We start from the raw sequence: 17,644 nt of genomic DNA, 5'->3' as shown, positions 1-17,644 counted from the left end.
TCTGCGAGTTTTGTTTTGTATAGAATTATTCTTAGTCTTGCGGTGTATCCTCATCTTCATCCTCGTACTGCTCCAGATAATAAGTGAAACTGAAATCTTCCGTTTCATCTTCTGCATCTTCAAGAGTCGTCAGAAGATCTTCAAAGATCTCCAGCTGGTCTACCGTCATATTCACAAATTCAATGTGGAGCGGTAATTCCAGCTCTCCGGTAATGACATCGGAAAGTGCATCAAGGTTATCTCCAAAATATTCAGGAAGGGTTAGTTTTTCCTTTAATTGGACATAAAAATCCTCATAATCGCCTATGTCTGTAAAATCGATATATATTGTCTTCATATTTTTCTTTTATTATTTAAGGTTTGTCATTGCGAGGAGCGCAGCGACGAAGCAATCTCAAAAAACATCCATGATATTTTCGATATCTTCCGTCAAATCTCTCCATTCAGGATTTAATGAATTGATCAAATCCAGTTTTTTCTGTCTTGAGCCCGCTTTAATCTGTTTTTCCCGGGAAATAGCATCTCCTATTTCCTGGAAAGACTCCCAGTAGACCAGTAGGTATAGATTATATCTTGAGGTGAAGCTTTGTTCGAAAAACCTTTCTTTATGCTGCAGAACACGTTGGGGCAGGTTTGAGGTAACTCCTGTATAAAGAGTTGTATGATGCCTGTTGGTCATAATGTAAACAAAACCTGGTTTCACGTATGTTCAAGTTATTTAAAGATTGCTTCGTCGCTTTGCTCCTCGCAATGACTTCAATTACTGCTTCTCAAAGCTTTTATAATGGTTTTTAGTCAGGTAAACATCCCCGTTTCGGGTGAATATAATCCGGTCTGCATTTCGGTTTCCACAACTGTAATTGACATCAGCTTCGTAATATTTTTCGCCCTGGGGAAGTTGATTTTCCCTGTTTCCGAATTTATCCCCGCCAATGGCTCTTCCTGGAAGCACTTCGCAGAGATTACCCTTTGAAGCATTCCAGCCCAGTTTTCTTGCTTCATTTTTAGTGATATAATAATCAGGAAGCCTGTGGTTCTGCTTTACATAATTAATGACTGTTTTTTCAGCCGTGAGCTGATCTACGGACTGTGGGGAAGAATTTCCATCCGTACTTTGGGAACCTGAAGGAGTACTTCCATAGCTGGTAATTTCTGTATTTGCGGTCTCTGCATTTCCTTTTTTGTCAGCAATAAAATTATTGTAGACATACATCACAGACATTCCGAAAAGAAGCCCCAGGCAAATAAAAAATACCGATCTTATTTTACCGTTCATATAAAACGTATCATTTTATTACTTAAAATTAATCATTTCTCCATTCCTCCGGAATATCACAAATTGGGATAGGGGTCATTTTATGCTTTGCCGCTTTATGCATTCTGTCAAAAATGATAAATACTTCCTTGTCTCGTCCCTCATAATCATCAACAGTTTTAGTATCATACTCTTTCTGAATTTTTTCAAGTTCAGGATAAGTTGCCCCTATTTGGTCTTCATCCGTTCTGTCGGAATCCCAAAGCCCATCTGTTGGAATTGCATTTTGGATACTTTCGATAAGATTTAATTCTTTGGCAAGCTTGTAAACCTCAGTTTTATAAAGATCGGCAATTGGCGAAACATCTACACCTCCGTCACCATATTTTGTATAAAAACCAATTCCGAAATCTTCCACTTTATTTCCCGTTCCGCAAACCAATAAACCGTGAAGCTGTCCAAAATAGTATAAAGTAACCATTCTGAAACGCGATCTGGTATTGGCAAGAGCTAAATTATTGCTCCATCTTCCTTCAACATGGTTTTCAACAATATCTTCAAAAGCCTCAAAAGTAGGGGTCAGATTGATTGTTTTTCCTTGAACGTTTGGAAATCTTTTCTTAAGATCTTCAATGTGATCCTGGGCGCGGTTTACCTGGTCTTCTTTCTGGCGGATCGGCATTTCAAGAAGAAGTACTTCAAGTCCGGTCATGGCGCAGAGAGTAGAAACCACTCCGGAATCCACACCCCCTGATACTCCAATTACATAGCCTTTTACGTTAGCTTTTACGGCATAATCTTTTAGCCAGTTTACAATATGATCTATTACTTTCTGAGTCTGCATTTATTTATATTTTTAATCTAATTATTAAAATCTCTTTTTACTCCTGTTATATTTTTAATTTGTCTTTACTAAGAAATTGCAAAATTACTGGTTTTTTTGTAACCATACTTAGGATAATAACTTAAGTTCTGAAAGCTTCATTCTTGTCTTAAGCATCCTATTGAAGATATTTTTCATGTGTGAGCTCATACCAGTTACAAATACCGTCGGGTTCTGTAAATTCACCGGTTTTCTCAAAACCTAATTTTTTTAAAATATGATTGGAACCCTGATTTTCCGAATGGGCATGAGCATAAATCACTTCCGCTTTCATCTGGTGGAAACCCAGTTCCAGAGATGCTTTCGCAGCTTCCAGGGCATAACCTTTTCCCCATGATTCAGGCAGATAACGGTAACCGAGATCAAGGACATTTTTATAACCGTTGATTTCTTCAGTAAGTAATTTCAGGCCGCTCCAGCCGATCAGGAGTCCGGTTTCCTTTTCAATTACGGCCAGTCTTCCCGTTCCGTTTTCTTCATATTGCTTCTGAATCATCCTAATGATTTTTAATGATTCAGCGGGGTCCGTCAGTACCGGAACGCCAATGTATTTCATAACTTCGGGGTTGGAATCCAGCAGAAACATACGTTCAGCATCTTTTTCTTCAAATTTCCTTAATATGAGTCGTTGTGTTTCAATTTTCATAGCTTGAGTTATTGTTCAAATCCGAAAATAGTGATATCAGTTTTCATTCCCTTCTTAATATTGGCTTCCTTCATGGGATTTCCACCTACATTCAGCGTTTGAAGAGCTGGATTTCCGGAAATATCAAGTTTCAGGATCTTATTGTGCTCTATATTTAATTTTCTTAAATTTTTAAGCGAAGTGATATCAATTGTTTTTAACTGATTTAAAGATAATGTTAATTGGTCAATTTTTGGAGTTTCCAAGAGCCAAATATTTTCCAAAAGATTATTATCCAGATATAAAGAAGCCAGATTTTTAAGACCTTCAGCCTTGAAAGAAGCAATTTTGCATCCCGTACAGGAAAACAGTTCAAGATGCGGCAGATTTTTCACAGATATTTCCGAAATCGTATTGTCATCAAGTATAATCATCTTCGCATTGCTGAAAAGGAGCACGTCATCCGCCGCTGTAATGCCTTTCTGAACAAGGAACAGATTGATAACCATATCCGCTTCCAGCTTTTCCAGCGAACCGTTTTTATTAACATCAAAATTTTCGAGAACCGCTTTTTCAAAGTTCTTATCCTTAAAATTAAGTTTTTGGGCACATAACAGAGAAAATCCTGAAATAATAAGGCTTAAGGTTACAAATATTTTAATTTTCATCATGGATTGTGTTTTAAATCCTTATTTTTGTTCACTTAAATTTCATGTAAAAATAATGAAGATTTTTAGAATTATTGCGCTTTCTTCCATTTTAGTTCTCGCTTTGGATTCCTGTAAAAAAGAACCGGAGAACCAATGGAAAGTAGAAGTGAAAACTCCTGCTGAAAAAGTTGAGGTAACGGATATTTCCAAAGAATTTTATGATCAGAATATTCCTTTGGATCAGTTTAAAGCTAAGTTTCCCTGGTTTCAGGGGACAGTTTCCGATGCAGATTTTGGAAAAAGAAGAGCAGATGCGGAGGAGATCAAAATCTATAAAGAAGCTGCCGGTAAAATAGATCAGGCAAAGCTTCAGAATGAGCTTCAGGACCTGTTTTCTCATATCAAATATTATTTCCCACAATTTAAAAGTCCTAAGGTTTACCTTTTCTCATCAGCATTGCAGATGGTTCAGGACCCTATTTTTTATGATTCAAAGGGAAATCTTCTTTTTATAGACATCACAGGATTTATGGGAGATGGGAATGCCAATTACAAAGGACTCGAACTGTATTTTCAAAAATCTATGAATCCTCAGAATATTGTTCCCAAGGTGTCTCAGATCTTTGCTGAAAATATCGTAACAGAATCTCCGGACCATCAGAAATTTATCGATAAAATTATTCTGAACGGAAAAATCATGATGCTCCAGGATGCCTTTCTTCCCGATACACCGGATTACCTGAAAATGAACTATACCAAGAAACAGTACGACTGGGCTGTAGCCAATGAGGCCAATATCTGGAACTATTTTGTGGAAAGCAACCTGATTTTCGGGGACGATCCAAGACTTGTGGAGCGTTTTATTTCTCCCGGTCCCTTCTCAAAATTCTATACGGAGATCGACAATGAGTCTTCTCCCCAGATCGGAATCTTTACAGGCTGGCAAATTTGTAAAGCCTATTTCAGGCAAAAGCCGGAAACGAAACTGGTTGATTTTTTAAAGCTGGATGCTACCAATATCTTTAATGAAGCAGTATATAAACCTAAAACACCATAATAGTTAAAATAAATGATAACTTTCAAAGCAATTTGAAGGTTATTTTTTTTAATTTAATACCCTGTTTCGTGATGAAGATAACTCTGCAGAATTTTAGATAAGCTGAAGAAGTATTAACTTTGCGGAAAAATTTTAGATTGATATGAGAAAAACTCAGATTACAATAGATGTAGAGCTGGATGAGAACCACATTCCTGAAAATATTACATGGAACGCTCAGGATGGTGGTGTGGAAAAGGAGGAAACAAAAGCTACCATGATCTCGGTTTGGGACGACAAAACAATGGAGGCTTTAAGAATCGATCTTTGGACAAAAGAAATGCCTGTGGATCAGATGAAAATGTTTATCCACCAGATCCTGGTATCTTTAGGAAATACTTACCAGAGAGCAACGGGAGAGGAAGATGTTGCCCAGTGGCTTGAGGAGATTGCAGAAGAATTTGCTGTGAAGTCTGCGATAAAAATGTAAAACCCACTACACCAATCACAAAATACATGAAGAAAACACTTTTACTTATCGGGACAATGATATTGTTGGCCTCTTGCAATAAAAAAACTGAGGTAAAGGAAACAACAACCTCTGACTCTATCCTTCAGGCAGATAAACTCCCGGCCGCTAAAACCACAGCAACTTCAGAAACAGAAAAAGTTCCCGAAAATGCTATATTGGATGTTGCTTTATTTAAAGAGAAAGATATTCCGGCAGCTATGTTAAAAGGAAGTCTTCATCCGCATGATATGGAAGGTGAATCTGTCATGGAGCTTGTTCCCAGTATGGATGATTTCATTAAAGGAAACGGCTCGGATATTGCTTATATAGATGATTCCCTGAAGAAAATCATTCTCAGGATCAACGGAAAGTTTGAAGAACTTAAGGAAACAGGCAAAGATCAGTATGAAAACAGTGAATATCTGGTTTCATATACAACAACTGTTCCTGATAAACTTCCGGAAGAGATAAATGTTGTGGCTTATGCTTTTAACGGAAAGCTTGAGGTGAAAAGAAAATCTGATAACATTTCAAAGAGCCTTGACTTTTTCATGGCAGGCTTATAAAAAATAAAAATAATATGAACTTTAATACAAAAGTAATTCACGGAGGGCAGCACCACGAGTCTGCAACAGGTTCTGTAAATGTTCCTGTATTTTTAACGTCTACATTTGCACAAAAAAGTCCGGGAGTACATTCAGGATACGAATATTCAAGAGCTGCCAACCCTACAAGACAGGCTTTGGAAGACTCCCTGGCAAGCATTGAGAACGGAGCGAGAGGACTTGCTTTCGGTTCTGGACTTGCGGCCATCGACTGTGTTTTGAAATTATTAAATCCGGGTGATGAAGTAGTTGCTGTAGATGACCTTTATGGGGGAACTTACAGAATGTTTACCAGACTTTTTGAAAAATACCAGCTGAAATTTACGTTCGTGAATTTCGACGATGTTTCCAAAATTGCTGAAGTTCTTACAGACAAAACAAAACTGATCTGGCTGGAAACTCCAACTAACCCATTGATGAAGCTTGTAGATATCAAAGCAGTCGTTGAAATAGCTAAAGGAAAAAATATTCTTGTAGCTGTTGATAATACTTTTGCAACCCCATATATCCAGAGACCGATTGACCTTGGAGCAGATATCGTAATGCATTCAGCTACTAAATACCTGGGAGGACATTCTGATGTTATTGCCGGTGCATTAATTGCAAAAGATGCTGAATTAGGAGAAAAACTTCATTTTATCCAGTTTGCAAGCGGCGGTATCCTGGGACCTCACGATTCTTACCTGGTTTTAAGAGGAATCAAAACTTTAGCTCTAAGAATGCAGCGCCATTCAGATAACGGACTAGCTGTGGCAAAATATCTTGAAACACATCCTGCAGTAGACAGAGTAATCTACCCTGGACTGGAATCTCACCCTCAGTACGAACTTGCCAAATCCCAGATGAAAGAACCGGGAGGAATGGTTTCTTTTACCTTTAAATCAGGGAAAAAAGAAGATGCTGTGAAATTCCTTGAAAAAGTTAAGGTGTTCACTTTGGCAGAATCTTTAGGAGGAGTTGAATCTTTAGCCAACCATCCTGCGTTAATGACGCACGCTTCCATTCCTGCAGACAAACGTGAGGAATTGGGTATTACGGACGATCTGGTTCGTTTAAGTGTTGGTATTGAAGATGCAGAAGATCTTATTGCAGATCTTGAAAGAGCTTTTTCTTAACCTTTTTAAATAAATAATAATGAGAAAGATCCTGTTTTTTCTGATTTTGATTTTTTTCAGTCAGATTACCTATTCCCAGGTAAAAACTACCGATGATTTGTATAAAACGGCCAAGAAGCTGGACAGTTTGATATTTGACGTAGGATTTAATAAATGTGATCTTTCTCATTATAAATCTATAGTCAGTAACGATCTGGAATTTTACCACGATAAAGGCGGGATTACTTCAGGAGAAAAAGCCTTTACCGCTTCCATCAAAAATAATATCTGCGGAGGCCCGAATAAGGTAAGACGGGATCTTGTTCCCAACAGCATGAAAGTGTATCCTTTATACAACAATAATGTGCTGTATGCTTTTGTACAGGAGGGTGAACATGAATTTTTCGAATTTTCCAACGGAAAATGGGTTCAGGGAAGCCGTGCAAAATTCAATATTTTATGGGTCTTGGAAGATAAGCAATGGAAAATGAAGAGGGTACTGAGCTATGATCACCATTTATAATCAATATGAAAAATACCAGGAAAGTTACGTTTGAAGATTTAAATCAATTAGCAGAATTATTTGATCAATACAGGATTTTTTATCACAAAGAATCCGATATTCCTTCCGCTGAACGTTTTCTCAGAGAAAGAATAGAGAATCAGGATTCTGAAATTTTTGTAGCAGAAAATGATGGGCAACTGACTGGATTTGTTCAGCTATATCCTATATTTTCATCTACAAGGATGCAACGCTATTGGTTGTTGAACGATCTCTACGTCAACGAAAATTACAGGGGAAAAGGGTATTCCAAAGAGCTGATTGAAGAAGCAAAAAATCTCTGCAGATCATCCAATGCCTGTGGAATTCTTCTCGAAACCGGAAAAAGCAATGATGTAGGAAATCAACTCTATCCCGCATGTGGCTTTGAACTCTATGATTCTGTGAATTTTTATGAATGGACAAACAGAGAGAATTAAAATGTGAATGATCAACAGTAATTACATTTTAAATATTGATGATCACTCATTGCTTATTACTCATCACTTATAATTAAATAATATGTCAGATTTTCAAAAATACATACAAAGATATCTTGATCAGATTCCTTCCGGAAGCTGGATTGAAGAATTGAAGAAATCAGGAGAGAAAACAATAGCTGTTTATTCGGATCTTACCGAAGGTCAATCTCTTTTCGCTTACGCTGATGGGAAATGGACCTTGAAAGAACTTTTACTTCATTTATCGGATACTGAAAGAGTATTTCAGTACAGATTACTGGTTTTTGCCAGAGGGGACAAAGCAGCATTACCGGGTTTTGATGAAGAAGAATATGCTGCCCATTCTTTTGCAAATAAAAGATCTCTGGAATCTTTACTGGAAGAATATAAAACCGTGCGGAAATCTTCCCAAATCCTGATCGAAAGCCTCGAGCCATCTGCTATGAAGAACATTGGAACGGCTAATGGAAATGAATTGACGGCAGAAACAGTCGGGAAACTGATCGTAGGACACAATTATCACCATTTGAATATTATTCAGGAGAGATATCTGCCGGGATTGAAATAACCTTGGATTAGATTTTAAAAATATTATACAATCAACAGGAACGGGATTTAGCCCGTTTTTTTATGGAAAATTATTTAAATATGTCTTTAGCCAAAACATGAATAAAAAATATTTATTTTTGGTTAAAACAACACAAATGTCTTTTATTAAAATCTATATTCATCTTGTTTTTTCTACAAAAAACAGGGTTCCATATTTGAATACATTCGACCTGAGAATTAAGGTATGGAAACATATTAAGGAAAATGCCTCGGAAAAAGGGATATTTTTAGATATGGTAAATGGTTATTCCGATCATTGTCACTGTCTGATTTCTCTGGGATCCGGTCAGAATGTAGAAAAAGTAGTGCAACTGCTAAAAGGAGAATCTTCTTTCTGGATTAATAAAAATCAACTTACAACAGATAAGTTTTCGTGGCAGGACGAATATTTTGCAATATCTGTTTCTGAATCGAAGGTGGAAGCTGTGAGAGAATATATTAGAAATCAAGAGAAACACCATCAGAGAAAAAGTTTTACAGAAGAATATCAGGAATTTCTTGAGAAAAATAATTTTAAATAAATTTCGGCTAAAGCCTTGATGATTCTATTGATTTTGTTAAATGGGCTAAAGCCCATTCCTATTGAATATATAATGCTTGCAGACAATTAAAGAGATGAATAATAGATATTTTCTTTTACTCAATTTAAATGCCCGTGAATTATAATATTTTTACCTGCCATAATAAAATTCAGATTTATATTTTCCCAAGAGCAGAATAGTGTAATTGTAAGATTCAATAGGAACGGGCTTTAGCCCGTTCGCACAGAATGTTATCAAAATATGGCTTTAGCCAAAACCTAATAACCATCAAAACAAAACATTTACCCTCATATTTTTGGCTGAAATTCACCATTTCTTTACCTTTATACCCAGGTTTGAAACCTGAAAATTATGGAAAACATTATCGAAATATTAAAATCCGGCGGAACCATCCTTTATCCTACAGACACTATTTGGGGAATAGGTTGCGATGCCACGAATATAGAAGCTGTCAATAAAATTTTCGACATCAAGAAAAGAGAAAAAAATAAGTCCATGATCATTCTTGTGGAATCTGAAAAAAGACTCCAGGATCTTGTGGATGTTCCGGAAATGGCGTGGGAAATTATTGATCTTAGCGAAAAACCGGTAACCATTGTGTATGAAAATCCCCGCGGGCTTCCGAAAGAATTGCTCGCTGAGGACGGAAGCATTGGAATCAGGTTGGTGAAAAATGATTTCTGTAAAAAACTGATTACTAAACTGAACAGACCTTTAGTTTCTACTTCAGCCAATTTCAGTGGTGATAAAAGTCCGTTGAAGTTCTCTGATATTTCACCCGAAATCATTAAGTTGGTAGATTATGCAGTGGAAGAAGACAGGGAAAAAGTTTCAAAATATTCAGGTTCTTCGGTGATAAAAATATGGAACGACAACAGGATTAAGGTTCTTCGTGAATAAAATCCCGTAATTCAAAATTCAATTTAAATCTTGCCCATGCATATCGGCAGGATTTCTTTTTTTTAATTTCTATCTTTGCATTCTTCAACTGATAAAAGACATACCATGAATCACCAGAAGTTTGCTGAAGAATGGATCCGTTCCTGGAATTCCCATGACCTTGAAGATATCTTGTCCCATTATGCGGAGGATATAGAGATCACAACTCCCATGATTGTAATGGCTACAGGCGGGAAAGAAAGTACATTGAAAGGCAAAGATGCCGTCCGGGAATATTGGAAAAAAGCACTGGATAAATTTCCTGATCTGCATTTCGAGATTATAAACTCAACGGCAGGTGTAAATTCGGTGGCGTTGCTCTACAGATCTATTATGGATAAGCATGCTGTAGAAGTCATGTTCTTTGATGATGATGAAAAAATTAATAAAATGTACGCCCATTATGATTGATGGATATGCATTGCTAGAAAAAGACGACCTATTTATTAACGATGAAAATTAATCTTACCCAAAATAAAAATTTAAAACTGTTCAAGATCATTGCTGAAGCAGCGGAAAAAAACGGCCAGTCGGTATATATTGTCGGCGGATATGTCCGTGACCTTCTTATGAAGAGAACGGCTTCCACAGATATTGATTTTGTGACAGAGCAAAGCGGTATTGAGCTTGCACAAACCGTGGCCCGTGATATTGATCCTAAATTGAAAGTTTCGGTCTTCAAAACTTACGGTACAGCCATGATCAAATATAAAGACCTTGAGCTCGAATTTGTAGGTGCCAGAAAGGAAAGCTATACCGAGAACAGCCGCAAGCCTGAAGTAGAAGGCGGAACATTGGAAGATGACCAGAAAAGAAGAGATTTCACCATCAATGCAATGGCGATTTCTTTAAATAAAGCTAATTTCGGAGAGCTTGTTGACCCTTTCAACGGAGTTGAAGATCTGGAGAAGGGAATTTTAAGAACTCCTTTGGAACCGGCTCAGACCTATTCTGATGATCCTTTGAGAATGATGAGAGCTGTTCGTTTTGCTTCAACACTAAACTTTGTGATTGAAGAAAAATCCCTGAATGCTATTAAGCAGGAAGCAGAAAGAATCAAGATTGTTTCTATGGAAAGGATCATGGTGGAGTTCAATAAAATCATGATGTCCAAAAAACCTTCTGTAGGACTGGGATTAATGGAAGAAACAGGACTTTTAAAGCTGATTATTCCCGAACTGATAGAACTGAAAGGAGTAGAAGAGGTAGAAGGGCAGACGCATAAAGATAATTTCTATCACACTCTTGAAGTGGTGGATAATATCTCTGAAAATACAGATAATTTGTGGTTACGCTGGTCAGCACTTTTGCATGATATAGGTAAAGCACCAACCAAAAAATTCGTTGAGGGAACCGGATGGACTTTCCACGGGCATGAGTTTTTAGGCTCAAAAATGGTAAAAACTCTTTTCAACAGGCTAAAACTGCCATTGGGAAGTGATATGAAGTATGTCCAGAAAATGGTGAAACTTTCATCACGACCTATTGCTCTGATCACAGATGATGCCTCAGATTCTGCGTTGAGGAGACTTCTGTTTGATGCCGGTGAAGATCTGGAAGATCTTTTTACCCTGTGCAAAGCAGATATCACGACCAAAAACTCCAGAAAACAGGACAGGTTCAAAAAGAACTTCGAATATGTGGCCGTGAAGATTAAAGAAGTGGAAGAAAAAGACCAGGTCCGCAATTTCCAGCCACCGATTACAGGAGAAGAGATCATGCAGATGTTCAACCTTAAACCTGGAAAAGAAATAGGAATTCTCAAAGAAAAAGTAAAAGAAGCGATCCTGGAAGGTGAGATCCCGAATGACAAGGAAGAAGCTGAAAAATTTGTGATTGCCGAAGCCGAGAAACTGGGATTGAAAGCATAATTAAGCTCTAAAATATATACATAAAACGTTTACGGCGGGACAAAGTCCCGCCGTAAACGTTTTATAAAATAAAATCCGGTCGCTTCTTTGCAGAAGAGACCGGAAAAAAAACACAAATGATGAAAAAAAATAAAAAATTATGTGATAATACCGAAGTATAATTCTTAGTTAGGGTAAACAGAGTTTGAACCTATACCCGAAGTAAATGATTTGATAACAGCTCCTGAAGTGTTGTAAATTACAATTTTACTGTCCTGGGTAAATCCGTTGGAATCAGACGTGAAAATTTTATCGTTGATTACGCTGAATCCGTATAGGGCAGAATAGTCATCAACACTGTTCGCCACAGTGAATAATGGTGATGAAGGAGCCGTTGTAGCGCTCATATCCATTCCGTATACTTTCTTTCCTGAAGTAAAATAGAATTTACCGTTGGAAATTTCAAGATTTTTTGCATCGGCAATTCCCGTTAAAGTAGTTGTTTTGGTGATGCTTCCTGTGCTTGATATCTGGTAGATATAAGAATTAGCGGCATCTGCAGCAATTGCGTAAACATTTTGATTGCTGGAGATGATTTTGTTGATGTTTCCGGCAGGAAGAGTGATCGTCGACTGAACCTCGTTAGTAGAAGTATTGATGTAAGTGATCTTATTTCCGAAACCGAAAGAAGCATTCTGTACGAAGATATTGTTTCCGGCTTCCACAATTCTCTCGGCAGCATCCGTGAACGCAATTTTTTTGATGAAAGAACGGTCTGAAACCCTGTAAATGCTTACATACTTATCACCCATATATTTATCATTCGTTACATAAATATTATTGTTGGCAAAAGCCATATAGCGGGGAGAATTAAGTTCAGCGGTAATTTGGCCGTTTGCTTTAAAATTGGAGCGGTTGGCAATTTGGATTCTATTAGAATTATTCAACAATAGGTAAGCATTTTCACCATTGAAGGCAATCATCTGTAGAACATCCCCCAGCTTTGAACCACTGTTATTAAATGCAAAAATATTATCCTGTTTAAGGCTTAGGTCTGCGCTTACAAATGTTACGTCTGCTTCGGGCTTTCCATAAGACCCTTCATTGGCAATTAAAAAGCCGTTACCGTAGAATATTTCCTGCTCCTCAATAGTATTGTCACTGCTACAGGACACAATGCCCAGAAGAAGTGTAAAAGCAAAAAGAAGATGTAGAAGTTTTGTCAGTTTCATAATATTTTTAAGTTTAAAAATTAATTGTTGCATAAACACTGTAATTTCTCTTAGGCATCGGGTAAAGAGATACTGTCTGGTAATAAGTATCGGTTAAATTATTTACTTTAAATCCTAAAGTGTATTTCTTGAAAAGCGATGCGGAAATTCCGGCATTCAGAATAAAATATGGGTCAATGGCTGCAGATCTTTTTTCGTCGGATGTTGTATACGTAAGGCCGTTGAACATTCCCTGAGCATATACTTTAAATAAAGAATACCCATACTCTATATTTCCGACTGCCTTGTGCATCGGAACATACATCCTCTGCAAATCAGTGTCTTTGTTGACCGATTTTGAATAAGTATAGCCTCCGTCCAGCCTCAAAGCATGTTTACCGAAGGTTTTATTCCAGGTAACCTGCGATTCCAGACCGTAAGATTCAACCCTGTACGTATTAAATGGTGCCCAGTATCCCAAAGAAGTCGGAAGCCAGTTGATCAGGTTTTTGATATCCATATAATAAGGGCTTAGAGCGATTTTAAAATCTCCAAAGCTGAACTCATGGTTCATGTCAATATTTACAGAGGTTTCCGGAACCAGATCCAGATTTCCTCCCGGCTGCCAGTAAAGATCATTAAAAGAAGGATATCTGAAGTTTTTTGAAAAATTAATTCCTACATGATACCATTTCACAGCATTCCATTTTCCGGAAAAAGAATACAGAAGGGGAGAAGAGATGTCTTCTACAAAATCCTTCTTAATTCCTGCCTCGAAACGTAGATCTTTGGTGGCAAAATATCTGATCAGTCCCGATAAAGAGCCTACATTCCTGCTGACAGTTTCCAATCCGGATCCATAGCCTTTGCCCTTATTCACCTGAAATTCTCCAATAGCATTAATGTTGATCTTCGGAGTGATGAAATAATTGAAATCATTTTTAAAAATGTAATTCTTTCCGTCTGCTCCGCTTGCTTTAGGTTGGTTAAGATCTGCAAAATACTGGAAATTATCCTCTGTGTAAGCCATTTTCAGGCTGTTGGAAAGGTTATTTTTGTTAATGTCCCATGCAATCAGGCTTCTTAAAGTCTGCGCTTTATATTTCGTTTTATTACCGTTCAGTTCGAAAATTGGATAATGCTGGGAAGCATCAAACGTCTGGTTCTGCCATGAAATGGTCTGGTGGTCAGCAATCTTATAGGCTACACCAATATTAACCGAAGTATTATAATACCTTCCGTTAGTATTGTGAAATCCTGTATTGCCTACTACAAATTCAGGAACCTTATAATCATTTTGGCTGGTTATATAGCTTCCTGAAACCTTTACACTTAATTTTTCATTGCTGAAAGCAGCCTGTGCAAAATTATTATACGTATCAAAAGAAGCCGCCTCCGAATATACTGAAGCTTTAAAGCCACTGTTGAAATCTAGTATATTATTCAAATGAATACTTCCCCCGATAGCACCGCTTCCATATACAACACTTCCTCCGCCGGCTTTTATATCAATCTGGTCATATCCGAAGAGAGGAATATTATTCACATCCCCTTGTCCCAAAAAACTTGAGTTGATATTGATTCCGTTCCAAACAAAAGCAGTCTGTTGAGCCGTTGTCCCCCGGAACGATGGTGAAGAAACAGCACCCCGGCCATTTTCTTTAATATAAATTGAAGATTGGAAGCGTAAAAGTTCAGAAAGATTCGTTGAGTTTTTCTCGATATCTTTTGGAGTAATGGTACGGACCGGGTGAAAAAGCTTTACCTTTTTCATCTGGCTGTCGAAAATATAAACAGTATCAACAGCTTTCTCCTGTCCGAAAAGAAAACCGCCAAAAGACGAACAAAGAAGTAATAAAGACCTTTTTATATCCATACTATTTTACTTTTCCTCCGAAAGTAATGCGTTTTTAGTTATAATTCTGGCAGGTCTCCTGACTTTCGCTTTTCTGCACCTTCCCGTATGAACAGTGGTTTTTGCAGAAAATCTTATTGCGATCTACAGTTGCGGGGACAGTTTGGGCATCGCACCCAATTCCCTATTATTTCCAATATGCTGGAAACCAAAATTTTTGCAAAGATAACTTTTTATATGTATTTCACAAAAAAGGAAAAAATGGAAAGTAAAATGGCAAAAAGGTAAAAGAGCAAAAAGGTAAAATAGCTGACCAGTCTAATCAGCTTTAATCGGCATTCTCACCATTTTGCCCTATAAAAACGATGAATCAAAATAAAAAGGCAGCAGATCTTTAATAGAATGCACCTTCACAACTTCGTCATTCATACTTGAAAAGTAGAGGTCTATATTTTCGCTCTGTTTCGTTTCATACTCTATTAAACTTTGCCTGCAGGCTCCACAAGGAGGAATCGGAGGGTTTTTCTCATGAAATTCCTTTGGTCCTCCCACTACAAAAATTTTCTTAACCTTTACATCAGGAAAATTAGCAGCCACCCAGAAAAGAGTCGTTCTTTCTGCACATAGTCCCGATGGATAGGCTGCATTCTCCTGGTTGTTACCCGAATAAATTTCACCGTTTTCCAGCAGAACAGCACATCCTACAAGGAAGTTCGAATAAGGCGCATAGGCATTTTCACGGGCCTGTTTGGCAGTTTCGAACAGTTTTTTTTCTATATCGCTCAGTTCGCTGCTGTTTTTAAAGTGCTCGTAACTGATCTGTATGTCTTTTTTCATATATTAGTTATGACTAAAAAAGGGGGGCTAAAAGTACTCCTTTTTCGCCAATTGAACAATGTTTTTTTATTCATCCATTAAATTGAAAAATCAAAAAAATAAAATGCTGTATACACCAATAAAATTTAGAAATGTAGAACTGAAAAACAGATGGGTAATGTCCCCTATGTGTATGTATTCCTGTGAAAATGGCATGGCCAATGATTTCCATTTTGTACACTACGGAAGCCGGTCACAAGGAGGAACCGGACTGATTATGGTAGAAGCTACAGGCGTAGAGCCACAGGGAAGGATCACCAACCACTGTATGGGAATCTGGAACGATCAGCAGGCAGAGGAACTGAAAAAAATCGTTGATTTTGTCCATGCCCGTTCAGAAAGTAAAATAGGAATTCAGCTTGCACATGCAGGAAGAAAAGGATCCACCTGGAACAATATACAGATTCCCGTAGAAGAAGGCTGGGAAACAGTTGCTCCCAGCGGTATTCCTTATCATCCCTCCGAAAGGATTCCCCATGTACTGACTGTTGATGAGATCCGGGAACAGGTTCAGAATTTTAAAGACGCAGCCCGGAGAGCAGTAAAGGCAGGATTCGATATTGTAGAAATTCATGGTGCACACGGGTACCTCATCCATCAGTTTTTATCACCACTTTCCAACATCAGAACGGATGAATATGGAGGGAGTTTTGAAAACAGGTCCCGATTTCTTGTGGAAATTGTTGATGCCGTTAATGAGGTACTGAATGAAAATACAGCCCTTTTTGTAAGGATTTCCGGTACTGAGTATGCCGAAAACGGCTGGAACATCGATGACAGTGCAGAACTTGCCAAAGTGTTAAAAGAACATTCCGTAGATCTGGTTGATGTATCAAGTGGAGGCAACATTCATGGAGCAAAAATACCTGTGTTTGACGGTTATCAGGTTCCTTTTTCATCCCAGGTCAGAAAAGAAGCCGGAGTAAGAACCGGAGCAGTGGGATTGATCACTAAGGTTGAGCAGGCCGAAGAAATATTGGAAAAAGAAGACGCAGACCTTATATTTATAGCGAGAGAAATCTTAAGGAATCCTTATATTGCTGTTCAGGGCTCTTTTGAAATGAAGGCTGACTGCTTTTTTCCTCATCAATATACAAGAGCAAAAATTTCATCGTAATATAAAAAATGAAAATTGAAGACTTTATGCTCACTTGTCCCAGCAAGAAGTTTCTGGGAATAGAATGTCTGGGATGTGGTGCCCAGAGGGCGGTTATGCTGGTGTTTGAAGGGAGATTTTCAGAAGCTTTTCATATGTATCCGGCAGTCTACACCCTATTGCTGTTTTTTTTAACCTTAGGCATAAGTTTTCTGGATAAAAAAAGGAAATATGGAGGTATTCTGATGATCATGATTGCTGTTAATCTGGTGATTATGGTCATATCCTATTATTATAAGCACTTTTATATTCATTCTCATTTATAGACCAGGCAGAAACTATATTTTTTTAATTCTTATCCGGGATGAGTAGAAAAAAAGTCGTAGAATTACTACAAAATGTAAATCTCTCAGGTGAAAATTTTTTAAATTAGAGCGTGAAGTTTATCTTTGTTAGACAAACTTTAAGAATCGTATAATCATTAATGATTAAAATGTAAGAATATGGCAGGAAATTCAAGAGGAATTTTAAAATTCAATGGAGGCGAAGGACAAAAATTGTTAAAACTTAACTATAACGTATCAAGGTCTACCGATGTTTCAGGACGTGTAGCATCTGACCCTTCTAATGCTTTGATCAAAATAACCGTTGAAGCAACCGAAAAATCGGATATTCTGGAAAGTCTTTTGAACAGTAAATATAAACCGACCAGCGGTGAAGTTACATTCAATAAGTCTCACGAAGAGGGAACATTGATCACCCTGAAATGGGAAAACGGATACGTAATCCACCACGAAGTGGATTTTGATGCTATTGACAGCAACAATATGCTGGTAAGCTTCGTAGTAAGTGCAGAAAGCATTACCTATGGAAATTCACTATATGACGGATTCTGGCCATTAAGCTAGACCCGGAATAGTACAAAATACAAAGAGACTGTCCCTCAAGACGGTCTTTTTTTACCTGTTGTGAACGCTATTTTCTAATAAGGAATCTTTGTTTATT

Annotated in this window: 23 protein-coding genes and 1 riboswitch; of the genes, 14 read left to right on the top strand and 9 right to left on the bottom strand. The window is 37.6% G+C overall.

The features are described from left to right. Positions 1–31: 31 nt before the first annotated feature. From BUB03_RS05210 to BUB03_RS05185, 6 genes are all read right to left on the bottom strand, one after another. A complete protein-coding gene (locus BUB03_RS05210) occupies positions 32–337 on the bottom strand; it encodes a barstar family protein (protein WP_073060797.1) in 306 nt (101 codons plus the stop codon). Positions 338–394: 57 nt separating this feature from the next. Continuing rightward, a complete protein-coding gene (locus BUB03_RS05205; RefSeq protein ID WP_073060795.1) occupies positions 395–703 on the bottom strand; it encodes a GIY-YIG nuclease family protein in 309 nt (102 codons plus the stop codon). A 57-nt stretch (positions 704–760) separates the two neighbouring features. Then, positions 761–1,276 (bottom strand): ribonuclease domain-containing protein, encoded by a 516-nt coding sequence (locus BUB03_RS05200; protein WP_073060792.1) that lies wholly within the window; start codon positions 1,274–1,276, stop codon positions 761–763. 28 nt (positions 1,277–1,304) lie between these two features. Beyond that, complete coding sequence (nadE, locus tag BUB03_RS05195; RefSeq protein ID WP_040998526.1) at positions 1,305–2,099, bottom strand: NAD(+) synthase; 795 nt, start codon at positions 2,097–2,099, stop codon at positions 1,305–1,307. A 157-nt stretch (positions 2,100–2,256) separates the two neighbouring features. Next, entirely contained in the window at positions 2,257–2,784 is a 528-nt protein-coding gene (locus tag BUB03_RS05190; protein ID WP_073060786.1) for a GNAT family N-acetyltransferase, read from the bottom strand. Between the two features lie 8 nt (positions 2,785–2,792). Next, positions 2,793–3,434 (bottom strand): leucine-rich repeat domain-containing protein, encoded by a 642-nt coding sequence (locus BUB03_RS05185; protein ID WP_073060783.1) that lies wholly within the window; start codon positions 3,432–3,434, stop codon positions 2,793–2,795. Positions 3,435–3,486: 52 nt separating this feature from the next. Here BUB03_RS05185 and gldB point away from each other — a divergent pair, with 52 nt between their 5' ends. The 11 genes from gldB to BUB03_RS05130 all read left to right on the top strand — a co-directional run bounded on the left by gldB (position 3,487) and on the right by BUB03_RS05130 (position 11,622). Beyond that, entirely contained in the window at positions 3,487–4,470 is a 984-nt protein-coding gene (gene gldB / locus BUB03_RS05180) for a gliding motility lipoprotein GldB (RefSeq protein ID WP_081780230.1), read from the top strand. Between the two features lie 142 nt (positions 4,471–4,612). Continuing rightward, a complete protein-coding gene (gldC, locus tag BUB03_RS05175; protein WP_040998531.1) occupies positions 4,613–4,939 on the top strand; it encodes a gliding motility protein GldC in 327 nt (108 codons plus the stop codon). A gap of 26 nt (positions 4,940–4,965) precedes the next feature. Then, entirely contained in the window at positions 4,966–5,526 is a 561-nt protein-coding gene (locus BUB03_RS05170) for a hypothetical protein (protein WP_073060781.1), read from the top strand. Continuing rightward, positions 5,523–6,680, top strand: a complete 1,158-nt coding sequence (locus tag BUB03_RS05165) for a cystathionine gamma-synthase (RefSeq protein WP_262484331.1) — start codon at positions 5,523–5,525, stop codon at positions 6,678–6,680. The genes BUB03_RS05170 and BUB03_RS05165 overlap by 4 nt, the downstream gene beginning before the upstream one ends. Positions 6,681–6,699: 19 nt before the next feature. Beyond that, the gene (locus BUB03_RS05160) at positions 6,700–7,182 is read left to right on the top strand and encodes a nuclear transport factor 2 family protein (RefSeq protein WP_040998537.1); all 483 of its coding nucleotides are present in this window, start codon (positions 6,700–6,702) and stop codon (positions 7,180–7,182) included. Positions 7,183–7,187: 5 nt separating this feature from the next. Then, positions 7,188–7,640 carry a GNAT family N-acetyltransferase gene (locus tag BUB03_RS05155; RefSeq protein WP_073060776.1) on the top strand — a complete coding sequence of 151 codons (453 nt, stop codon included), beginning with the start codon at positions 7,188–7,190 and terminating at the stop codon, positions 7,638–7,640. A gap of 82 nt (positions 7,641–7,722) precedes the next feature. Continuing rightward, the gene (locus BUB03_RS05150; RefSeq protein WP_073060773.1) at positions 7,723–8,229 is read left to right on the top strand and encodes a DinB family protein; all 507 of its coding nucleotides are present in this window, start codon (positions 7,723–7,725) and stop codon (positions 8,227–8,229) included. A 136-nt stretch (positions 8,230–8,365) separates the two neighbouring features. Next, on the top strand, positions 8,366–8,791 hold the full coding sequence (gene tnpA, locus BUB03_RS05145) for an IS200/IS605 family transposase (RefSeq protein WP_073061325.1): 426 nt from the start codon (positions 8,366–8,368) through the stop codon (positions 8,789–8,791). A 372-nt stretch (positions 8,792–9,163) separates the two neighbouring features. Continuing rightward, complete coding sequence (locus tag BUB03_RS05140) at positions 9,164–9,712, top strand: L-threonylcarbamoyladenylate synthase (RefSeq protein ID WP_040998545.1); 549 nt, start codon at positions 9,164–9,166, stop codon at positions 9,710–9,712. A 105-nt stretch (positions 9,713–9,817) separates the two neighbouring features. Further along, entirely contained in the window at positions 9,818–10,162 is a 345-nt protein-coding gene (locus tag BUB03_RS05135) for a nuclear transport factor 2 family protein (protein ID WP_073060771.1), read from the top strand. 41 nt (positions 10,163–10,203) lie between these two features. Beyond that, entirely contained in the window at positions 10,204–11,622 is a 1,419-nt protein-coding gene (locus BUB03_RS05130; protein ID WP_073060767.1) for a CCA tRNA nucleotidyltransferase, read from the top strand. Positions 11,623–11,786: 164 nt separating this feature from the next. On the opposite strand, the gene BUB03_RS05125 is transcribed toward BUB03_RS05130, so the two are convergent. From BUB03_RS05125 to cdd, 3 genes are all read right to left on the bottom strand, one after another. Then, a complete protein-coding gene (locus tag BUB03_RS05125) occupies positions 11,787–12,833 on the bottom strand; it encodes a YncE family protein (RefSeq protein ID WP_073061323.1) in 1,047 nt (348 codons plus the stop codon). Between the two features lie 13 nt (positions 12,834–12,846). Beyond that, a complete protein-coding gene (locus tag BUB03_RS05120) occupies positions 12,847–14,688 on the bottom strand; it encodes a TonB-dependent receptor plug domain-containing protein (RefSeq protein ID WP_073060764.1) in 1,842 nt (613 codons plus the stop codon). Between the two features lie 31 nt (positions 14,689–14,719). Further along, a riboswitch (cobalamin riboswitch) is annotated at positions 14,720–14,895 on the bottom strand. Positions 14,896–15,021: 126 nt separating this feature from the next. Beyond that, positions 15,022–15,504 carry a cytidine deaminase gene (cdd, locus tag BUB03_RS05115; RefSeq protein ID WP_040998553.1) on the bottom strand — a complete coding sequence of 161 codons (483 nt, stop codon included), beginning with the start codon at positions 15,502–15,504 and terminating at the stop codon, positions 15,022–15,024. A gap of 103 nt (positions 15,505–15,607) precedes the next feature. Here cdd and namA point away from each other — a divergent pair, with 103 nt between their 5' ends. From namA to tssD, 3 genes are all read left to right on the top strand, one after another. After that, positions 15,608–16,660 carry an NADPH dehydrogenase NamA gene (namA, locus tag BUB03_RS05110; RefSeq protein ID WP_073061320.1) on the top strand — a complete coding sequence of 351 codons (1,053 nt, stop codon included), beginning with the start codon at positions 15,608–15,610 and terminating at the stop codon, positions 16,658–16,660. Between the two features lie 8 nt (positions 16,661–16,668). Then, positions 16,669–16,965 carry a DUF2752 domain-containing protein gene (locus BUB03_RS05105; RefSeq protein ID WP_073060761.1) on the top strand — a complete coding sequence of 99 codons (297 nt, stop codon included), beginning with the start codon at positions 16,669–16,671 and terminating at the stop codon, positions 16,963–16,965. 177 nt (positions 16,966–17,142) lie between these two features. Continuing rightward, positions 17,143–17,547, top strand: coding sequence for a type VI secretion system tube protein TssD (gene tssD, locus BUB03_RS05100; protein WP_040998559.1), 405 nt, complete (start codon positions 17,143–17,145; stop codon positions 17,545–17,547). Positions 17,548–17,644 lie beyond the last annotated feature (97 nt).

It is taken from the genome of Chryseobacterium oranimense (assembly GCF_900129755.1).
GTDB classification, from domain to species: Bacteria; Bacteroidota; Bacteroidia; order Flavobacteriales; family Weeksellaceae; genus Chryseobacterium; species Chryseobacterium oranimense.
Note: the sequence above shows the minus strand (reverse complement) of the source record. Positions and strands in the feature narration are given on the sequence as shown.